Raw genomic sequence first — 7,941 nt, forward strand, 5'->3', positions numbered from 1 at the left:
AATATGTAACATATCAGAAACATTATCGGCGTTCTGCCGCTGTCCCACGGCTCTATCAGAGGTTAGTTATGAATACCGTATGTGCCAACTGTCAGGCTTTAAACCGCATTCCGGACGATCGGATGGATGACGGTGCGAAATGCGGACGTTGTGGCCATGAATTGTTTGATGGCGATGTCATTAACGCGACGGGTGCTACGCTGGACAAACTCCTCAAGGACGATCTCCCGGTGGTGGTCGATTTCTGGGCGCCATGGTGCGGTCCGTGCCGCAGCTTCGCGCCAATCTTCGAAGATGTGGCCGAAGAGCGCAGCGGAAAAATGCGGTTCGTTAAGGTTAATACCGAGGCCGAACGCGAGCTAAGCGCACGTTTTCGTATTCGCAGTATCCCGACCATCATGATTTTCAAAAATGGTGAAGTGATCGATATGCTCAACGGTGCGGTTCCAAAAGCACCTTTTGATAGCTGGTTAAACGAATCGCTGTAACATTCCCGGGGCACACCTTGTGCCCCGTTCCCGCCTCTGCGAAAATAGGGTTTTTCCTCCATTTCGCCCATGACTGATAACGCTGTCCTTAAATTACGCGCCGAACGCCTTGCGCGCGCGACTCGCCCCTTTCTTGCTCGTGGCAATCGCATACGTCGCTGTCAGCGCTGCCTGCTGCCGCTGAAGGTGTGTCTGTGCGAGACGCTGGCCCCAAGTACTGCGGAGAGCCGCTTTTGTCTGGTCATGTTCGATACCGAGCCGATGAAGCCCAGTAATACGGGGCGTCTTATTGCCGATATTCTGCCGGATACCGCCGCGTTTCAGTGGTCGCGCACTGAGCCACCTCAGGCTCTGCTCGACCTGGTGGCAAGCCCGGACTACCAGCCGATGGTGGTTTTCCCGGCATCTTATGCGGGAGAACAGCGTCAGGTCCTTACCGCGCCGCCATCAGGCAAACCACCGCTGTTTATTATGCTGGACGGTACCTGGACCGAAGCGCGGAAAATGTTTCGCAAAAGCCCTTACCTCGACGCTCTGCCGGTTATTTCTGTCGATCTTTCCCGCGTCTCGGCCTACCGCCTGCGCGAAGCGCATGCTGACGGGCAATACTGCACTGCCGAAGTAGCCATTGCGCTACTGGATTTAGCAGGAGATACCGCTGCAGCTGGTGCCCTGGGCAACCATTTCTCATGCTTCCGGGAGCGCTATCTGGCGGGAAAAACCGTTCATAAGGGCAGCATCACAGCAACGGAGACAGAAAGCGTTTAAAATCATCAGGTCGCTTGCATTCACAGGAGGCCTGCATGAGCCAGAGAGGGTTAGAAGCGCTACTCCGTCCTAAATCCATTGCCGTCATCGGCGCATCAATGAAACCGGATCGTGCAGGCTATCTGATGATGCGCAACCTGCTAGCCGGAGGATTTAACGGTCCCGTTATGCCCGTCACGCCGTCTTATAAGGCCGTTCAGGGCGTACTTGCCTGGCCGGACGTGGAGAGCCTGCCTTTCGTACCGGATCTCGCCGTTCTGTGTACAAACGCCAAACGCAATCCGGAACTGCTGGAGTCACTCGGCAAGAAAGGGTGTAAAACCTGCATTATTCTCTCGTCTCCGCCTGAACAGCAGCCCGAACTGCTGGCCTGCGCCAGCCGCTATCAGATGCGCATTCTCGGGCCGAACAGCCTGGGTCTGCTCGCGCCCTGGCAGGGGCTGAACGCCAGCTTCTCCCCGGTGCCGATCCGTAAAGGCAAGCTGGCGTTTATCTCGCAGTCGGCTGCGGTCTCAAACACCATCCTTGACTGGGCGCAGCAGCGTGAAATGGGATTCTCCTACTTCATTGCTCTGGGCGACAGCCTGGATATTGACGTTGACGAACTGCTGGATTTCCTGGCGCGAGACAGCAAAACCAGCGCAATTCTCCTTTATCTTGAGCACCTGAGCGACGCCCGTCGTTTTGTTTCCGCTTCGCGTAGCGCATCGCGCAATAAACCGATCCTCGTTATCAAAAGCGGTCGCAGCCCTGCGGCGCAGCGTCTGCTGCAGTCTCATTCCGGTATGGATCCGGCCTGGGATGCTGCCATTCAGCGCGCGGGGTTGCTGCGGGTGCAGGATACACACGAGCTTTTTTCCGCCGTTGAGACGTTGAGCCACATGCGTCCGCTGCGCGGCGAGAAGTTAATGATTGTCAGCAATGGCGCGGCCCCTGCCGCGCTGGCGCTGGATGAGCTTTGGCTGCGTAACGGCAAGCTGGCCACGCTGGGTGAAGAGACGCTGCAACGCCTCAGAGAGGCGCTTCCGGCAAGCGTGACGCCCGGCAATCCGCTTGATTTGCGCGATGATGCCAGCAGCGATCGCTATATCAGGGCAATCTCCATTTTGCTGGACAGCCAGGATTTCGATGCGCTGATGATTATCCACTCCCCCAGCGCGGCCGCGCCGGGCAGTGAAAGCGCGCGGGCGCTGATTGAGGCGGTACGAAATCATCCGCGCGGCAAATATGTCACCCTGCTGACCAACTGGTGCGGTGAGTTTTCCTCTCAGGAGGCGCGACGCTTGTTCAGTGAAGCCGGACTGCCAACCTACCGCACGCCGGAAGGCACCATCACGGCATTTATGCATATGGTGGAATATCGCCGCAACCAGAAACAGCTGCGTGAGACACCTGCCTTGCCCGGAAACCTGACGGCGAACACCGTCGACGTTCATCGGCTGTTACAGCAGGCCATTGAAGAAGGCGCGACCTCGCTTGATACGCATGAAGTGCAGCCCATACTGGGCAGCTACGGGATGCAAACTCTGCCAACCTGGATCGCCAGCGACAGCGCTGAGGCCGTACATATAGCCGAACAGATTGGCTACCCGGTCGCCCTTAAGCTTCGTTCCCCCGATATCTCGCATAAGTCTGACGTTCAGGGAGTCATGTTGTACCTGCGTACGGCAACGGAGGTGCAGCAGGCAGCCGATGCCATTTTCGATCGCGTCAAAATGGCCTGGCCGCAGGCTCGGATCTACGGACTGCTGGTGCAAAGCATGGCTCACCGCGCGGGCGCCCAGGAACTGCGGGTGGTGGTTGAACACGATCCTGTCTTCGGCCCGCTCATTATGTTGGGGGAAGGCGGCGTTGAGTGGCGTCCAGAGGAACAGGCCGCGGTGGCGCTACCGCCGCTGAACATGAATCTGGCGCGCTATCTGATCATTCAGGCGATTAAAAGCAAAAAGATCCGTGGCCGCAGCGCCCTGCGTCCGCTCGATATTGCCGGGTTGAGTCAGTTCCTGGTGCAGGTGTCTAACCTGGTCGTAGATTGTGCGGAGATTCAGCGGCTGGATATCCATCCGCTGCTCGCCTCCGGCACTGAGTTTACGGCGCTGGATGTAACGCTGGATATCGCGCCATTTGAAGGGGACAGAGAGAGCCGCCTGGCGATCCGTCCGTATCCTCTGCAGCTGGAGGAGTGGGTCGAGATGAAGAATGGGGAACGCGCCCTGTTCCGCCCTATTCTGCCGGAAGATGAACCGCAGCTGCGTGCCTTTATTTCTCAGGTTACGAAAGAAGATCTCTATTATCGCTACTTTAGCGAAATCAACGAATTTACCCACGATGATTTAGCCAATATGACCCAGATCGACTACGATCGAGAGATGGCGTTTGTGGCCGTTCGACGTTCCGATCGGGGCGATGAGATCCTCGGCGTGACGCGCGCAATTTCTGACCCGGATAACATTGACGCGGAATTTGCTGTGCTGGTGCGCTCCGATCTTAAAGGCCTGGGTCTGGGCAGACGACTGCTGGAAAAACTCATCAGTTATACGCGAGATCACGGATTGTTACGCCTGAATGGCATTACTATGCCGAACAATCGCGGTATGGTGACCCTGGCGCGAAAACTCGGATTTGACGTTGATATTCAGCTGGACGAAGGTATTGTCGCCTTATCCCTTGGCCTGACACCGGCAGACAAACCCGAGTAAGCTACTGGAAATGTTACCCACTTTGGACGGGACTGGTGGTATCATTGTCCGCTTATGTTGTTTGCATGGTACAGACAACCCTTCAATGAACAGAGAAGAAACGCACTGTGATGTTGTCAAAATTTAAGCGTAATAAACATCAACAACACCTTGCTCAACTACCGAAGATTTCTCAGTCAGTTGATGATGTAGAGTTCTTTTACGCTCCCGCTCATTTTCGGGAGACGCTTCTGGAAAAGATTGCCAGTGCCACGCGACGCATTTGCATTGTGGCCCTGTATCTTGAACAAGATGAAGGCGGGCGCGCGATCCTGAACGCGCTCTATGAAGCCAAGCGTCTGCGTCCGGAACTGGATGTTCGCGTGCTGGTTGACTGGCATCGCGCCCAGCGTGGCCGTATTGGCGCGGCTGCTTCAAACACCAATGCAGACTGGTATTGCCGCACGGCACAGGAAAATCCTGGCGTCGATGTACCTGTTTATGGCGTCCCGGTGAATACCCGAGAAGCGCTCGGCGTCCTTCATTTTAAAGGGTTCATCATCGATGACAGCGTGCTTTACAGCGGCGCAAGCCTCAATGATGTCTACCTTCATCAGCTCGATAAATATCGCTATGACCGCTACCATCTGATCCGTAATCCTCAGATGGCCGATATCATGTTTAACTGGGTTGATAAAAACCTGGTACATGGCCGTGGCGTTAATCGCCTTGACGATCCCGAGCGCCCTAAGAGCCCGGAAATCAAAAACGATGTTCGCGCCTTCCGCCAGGAGCTGCGCGATGCTGTTTACCATTTTCAGGGCGACGCTAACAACGAAGAGTTATCCGTTACCCCGCTGGTTGGGCTTGGCAAATCAAGCCTGCTGAATAAAACGATCTTCCATCTGATGCCGTGCGCGGAGCAAAAGCTCACCATCTGCACGCCGTACTTTAACCTTCCTGCCGTACTGGTGCGTAATATCATTCAGCTGCTGCGCGATGGTAAAAAAGTGGAAATTATCGTCGGGGATAAAACGGCGAACGACTTCTTCATACCTGAAGATCAGCCGTTCAAAATCATCGGTGCGCTGCCTTATCTTTATGAAATTAACCTGCGCCGCTTCCTGAGCCGTTTACAGTATTACGTAAATACTGACCAGCTGGTTGTGCGTCTGTGGAAAGATGAAGACAACAGTTACCATCTGAAAGGTATGTGGGTCGACGATGAGTGGATGCTGCTGACCGGTAACAACCTGAACCCGCGCGCGTGGAGACTGGATCTGGAAAACGCGATCCTGATCCATGACCCGCAGCATGAGTTAGCCGCACAGCGTGAGCGTGAACTGGAGTTGATTCGCACGCACACCACGGTGGTTAATCATTACCGCGAGCTGCAGAGCATTGCCGATTATCCGGTGAAAGTTCGCAAGCTGATTCGCCGCTTGCGTCGTATCCGTATTGACCGACTTATCAGCCGAATTCTGTAATGTCCAGGCCCTGTTACCCGCAGGGCTTTTTTATGGAGCCCGTTGATGCGTATTCCTCTGTTACTGAGCGCTTTCTTTCTGACTGGCTGCAGTCATATGGCCAATGATAGCTGGTCCGGTCAGGACAAAGCACAACACTTCCTCGCTTCCGCTATGCTGTCTGCAGCCGGTAATGAGTACGCGCAGCATCAGGGATACAGCCGGGACCGTAGCGCGGCGATAGGGTTGATGTTCTCAGTGGGCCTTGGGGCATCAAAAGAACTATGGGATAGCCGCCCCGCAGGGAGCGGCTGGAGCTGGAAAGATTTCGCCTGGGATGTCGCCGGCGCAACAACCGGCTACGCCGTCTGGCAGATGGCACATTATTAAAGGCGGATACCTTTTCCTTTGCGATGCAGCATCAGCGAGACAATAAACGCCAGCGCTCCCATTACGGTGACATACCAGAAGAAGGTCGTTTCACTGCCCCACGACTTAAGCGATAGCGCGACATACTCCGCCGAACCGCCAAACAGGGCATTCGCGACCGCATAAGAGAGGCCAACACCCAGCGCCCTCACCTGTGCGGGAAACATTTCCGCTTTCAAAATGCCGCTGATTGCCGTGTAAAAACTGATAATAATGAGTGCCACCATGATCAGCGCGAAAGCGGCATACGGCGACGTTGTCTGCTGTAGCGCAGTCAAAAGCGGAACGGTACCCAGGGTGAGCATGCCGCCAAAGATCAGCATGGAGGTGCGGCGACCTATTTTGTCCGACAGCGCGCCGACAATCGGCTGGATAAGCATAAAGACGAGTAACGCCACCGTCATGACGACGCTCGCAACGTTTGCATGCATGCCCGTGGTGTTAACCAGATATTTTTGCATATAGGTGGTAAAGGTATAGAAACTTAGCGAGCCCGCGGCGGTAAAACCTAACACCATCAAAAATGCTTTGCGGTTTCGCCAGAGCCCCTTCATCGAGCCCGCCTCTTTCAGCGCCCTGACCTCCTGTTGAGAGGTTTCATCAAGCTGACGGCGTAGCCACAGGGCGACAACCGCCAGGGCAGCGCCCATAGCAAACGGGATGCGCCAGCCCCAGGCGTGCAGATCTTCATCGCTAAGGATTTGTTGCAGGATCACCACAACCAGTAATGCCAGCAGCTGTCCGCCAATGAGGGTCACATACTGGAATGATGCATAGAAACCTTTTCGGCCTTCAACCGCCACTTCGCTCATGTATGTCGCACTGGTGCCGTATTCCCCACCGACCGACAGCCCCTGGAACAGACGTGCCAGCAGCAGCAACGCGGGTGCCCATGTTCCGATAGTGTCATATCCGGGCAGGCAGGCAATCACCAGCGAGCCGACGCACATCATGCATACGGAGATGAGCATGGAGGTCTTGCGCCCTTTTCTGTCTGCGATCCTGCCGAACAGCCATCCACCGATCGGGCGCATCAGGAACCCGGCGGCAAAAACGCCTGCGGTTTGCAGAAGCTGAGTGGTGGTATTCCCGGACGGGAAAAAGATATGCGCAAAGTAGAGTGAACAGAATGAATAGACGTAAAAATCAAACCACTCTACGAGGTTCCCCGAGGAGGCCCCAACGATTGCCCAAACCCGACGACGGGTATCCTTACCTGCCAAATTGGTGTTATCCGTATCTGCACTGGCTACGGTTTCTGTCATTTTAAAATCCTCTGTCTCACATTGCGGGCCATTGCCCACAAACAGTAAAACCGGATTTAAAACGAATCGTTAGGTAAATAAAATGTTTCCAATATGTTTCATTACGTTTTGTGAACTCGATCAGGTATCGAATTATTAGCGGACGTAGTAATTATCCCCACTTCTGCTGATGCGCCTTTTTTCGCTGCAAATAATCTTCATCTGCACGAATTTTATCCCACCACTTTTTGAAGACCGCGGCGGCTTCGGCTTTTACGGGATCGCAATCCAGCGGTTTTACCTGGCGCTTCTCATCGTACTTTTTACCGCCTTTATGATTGGCGTATCGCCTGGCGCGCGTATAGCCCATCTGAATGAATTTACGCGCCATATCCATACCCACAAAGTCGTTTTGCTGACGATATTCTTCAAACAGGGCGTAAATTTCTTTTGCCGATCGCGCTGCAACTTCAGCATCTTTGTATCGCCAGTGCGGAAGGATCTCGCTTTTGTAAGGTTCCACCATGAGCACACCCTGCTCTCCCCGCCCCACCTGATACAGCTCTGCATGGTCACGGAAATTAATGTTGGCAAAATCTTGTTGGTAATTAAAGGGACGTGTCAAAGCGGCACCATTGTTAAAATCGTTTTAACAATTGTAGGCACGGTCAGGCGGTGCCGCCACCCGGTATTTTCCGGCGCACAAAGCAAAAAACCCCGCACCTTTCGGTACGGGGTTCTTCTTAATTGATGCCTGGCAGTTCCCTACTCTCACATGGGGAGACCCCACACTACCATCGGCGCTACGGCGTTTCACTTCTGAGTTCGGCATGGGGTCAGGTGGGACCACCGCGCTAAAGCCGCCAGG

At 54.6% G+C, this 7,941-nt stretch carries 7 protein-coding genes and 1 rRNA gene; 5 read left to right on the forward strand and 3 right to left on the reverse strand.

The window, feature by feature from the left end; genetic code table 11:
- The first annotated feature begins 68 nt into the window (after positions 1-68).
- The 5 genes from trxC to ACMWL8_RS18695 all read left to right on the forward strand — a co-directional run bounded on the left by trxC (position 69) and on the right by ACMWL8_RS18695 (position 5,790).
- Entirely contained in the window at positions 69-488 is a 420-nt protein-coding gene (gene trxC / locus ACMWL8_RS18675) for a thioredoxin TrxC (RefSeq protein WP_028014108.1), read from the forward strand.
- Positions 489-557: 69 nt separating this feature from the next.
- Positions 558-1,256: a tRNA-uridine aminocarboxypropyltransferase gene (tapT, locus tag ACMWL8_RS18680; protein ID WP_045260163.1), complete on the forward strand. Its 699-nt coding sequence runs from the start codon at positions 558-560 to the stop codon at positions 1,254-1,256.
- 35 nt (positions 1,257-1,291) lie between these two features.
- Complete coding sequence (locus tag ACMWL8_RS18685) at positions 1,292-3,955, forward strand: bifunctional acetate--CoA ligase family protein/GNAT family N-acetyltransferase (protein ID WP_045260162.1); 2,664 nt, start codon at positions 1,292-1,294, stop codon at positions 3,953-3,955.
- 110 nt (positions 3,956-4,065) lie between these two features.
- Entirely contained in the window at positions 4,066-5,421 is a 1,356-nt protein-coding gene (pssA, locus tag ACMWL8_RS18690; RefSeq protein WP_045260161.1) for a CDP-diacylglycerol--serine O-phosphatidyltransferase, read from the forward strand.
- Positions 5,422-5,466: 45 nt separating this feature from the next.
- Positions 5,467-5,790 carry a YfiM family lipoprotein gene (locus ACMWL8_RS18695; RefSeq protein WP_045260160.1) on the forward strand — a complete coding sequence of 108 codons (324 nt, stop codon included), beginning with the start codon at positions 5,467-5,469 and terminating at the stop codon, positions 5,788-5,790.
- Here the strand turns inward: ACMWL8_RS18695 and ACMWL8_RS18700 are convergent.
- The 3 genes from ACMWL8_RS18700 to rrf form a co-directional block, all read right to left on the reverse strand.
- Positions 5,787-7,094: an MFS transporter gene (locus tag ACMWL8_RS18700; RefSeq protein ID WP_041908648.1), complete on the reverse strand. Its 1,308-nt coding sequence runs from the start codon at positions 7,092-7,094 to the stop codon at positions 5,787-5,789. The genes ACMWL8_RS18695 and ACMWL8_RS18700 overlap by 4 nt on opposite strands.
- A gap of 151 nt (positions 7,095-7,245) precedes the next feature.
- Entirely contained in the window at positions 7,246-7,698 is a 453-nt protein-coding gene (locus ACMWL8_RS18705; protein ID WP_045260159.1) for a DUF4385 domain-containing protein, read from the reverse strand.
- A gap of 127 nt (positions 7,699-7,825) precedes the next feature.
- Positions 7,826-7,941 (reverse strand): 5S ribosomal RNA (rrf, locus tag ACMWL8_RS18710).

Origin of the sequence: Enterobacter sp. 04-C-12-SI-ECC, from assembly GCF_047530715.1 — a bacterium.
In the GTDB taxonomy this organism is placed as follows: Bacteria; Pseudomonadota; Gammaproteobacteria; order Enterobacterales; family Enterobacteriaceae; genus Enterobacter; species Enterobacter bugandensis.

What these genes read in the sequence shown, in the direction of transcription:
- trxC (WP_028014108.1), top strand. Translation starts at nt 69, where the DNA reads ATGAATACCGTATGTGCCAACTGTCAGGCTTTAAACCGCATTCCGGAC.
- tapT (WP_045260163.1), top strand. Translation starts at nt 558, where the DNA reads ATGACTGATAACGCTGTCCTTAAATTACGCGCCGAACGCCTTGCGCGC.
- ACMWL8_RS18685 (WP_045260162.1), top strand. Translation starts at nt 1,292, where the DNA reads ATGAGCCAGAGAGGGTTAGAAGCGCTACTCCGTCCTAAATCCATTGCC.
- pssA (WP_045260161.1), top strand. Translation starts at nt 4,066, where the DNA reads ATGTTGTCAAAATTTAAGCGTAATAAACATCAACAACACCTTGCTCAA.
- ACMWL8_RS18695 (WP_045260160.1), top strand. Translation starts at nt 5,467, where the DNA reads ATGCGTATTCCTCTGTTACTGAGCGCTTTCTTTCTGACTGGCTGCAGT.
- ACMWL8_RS18700 (WP_041908648.1), bottom strand. Translation starts at nt 7,094, where the DNA reads ATGACAGAAACCGTAGCCAGTGCAGATACGGATAACACCAATTTGGCA.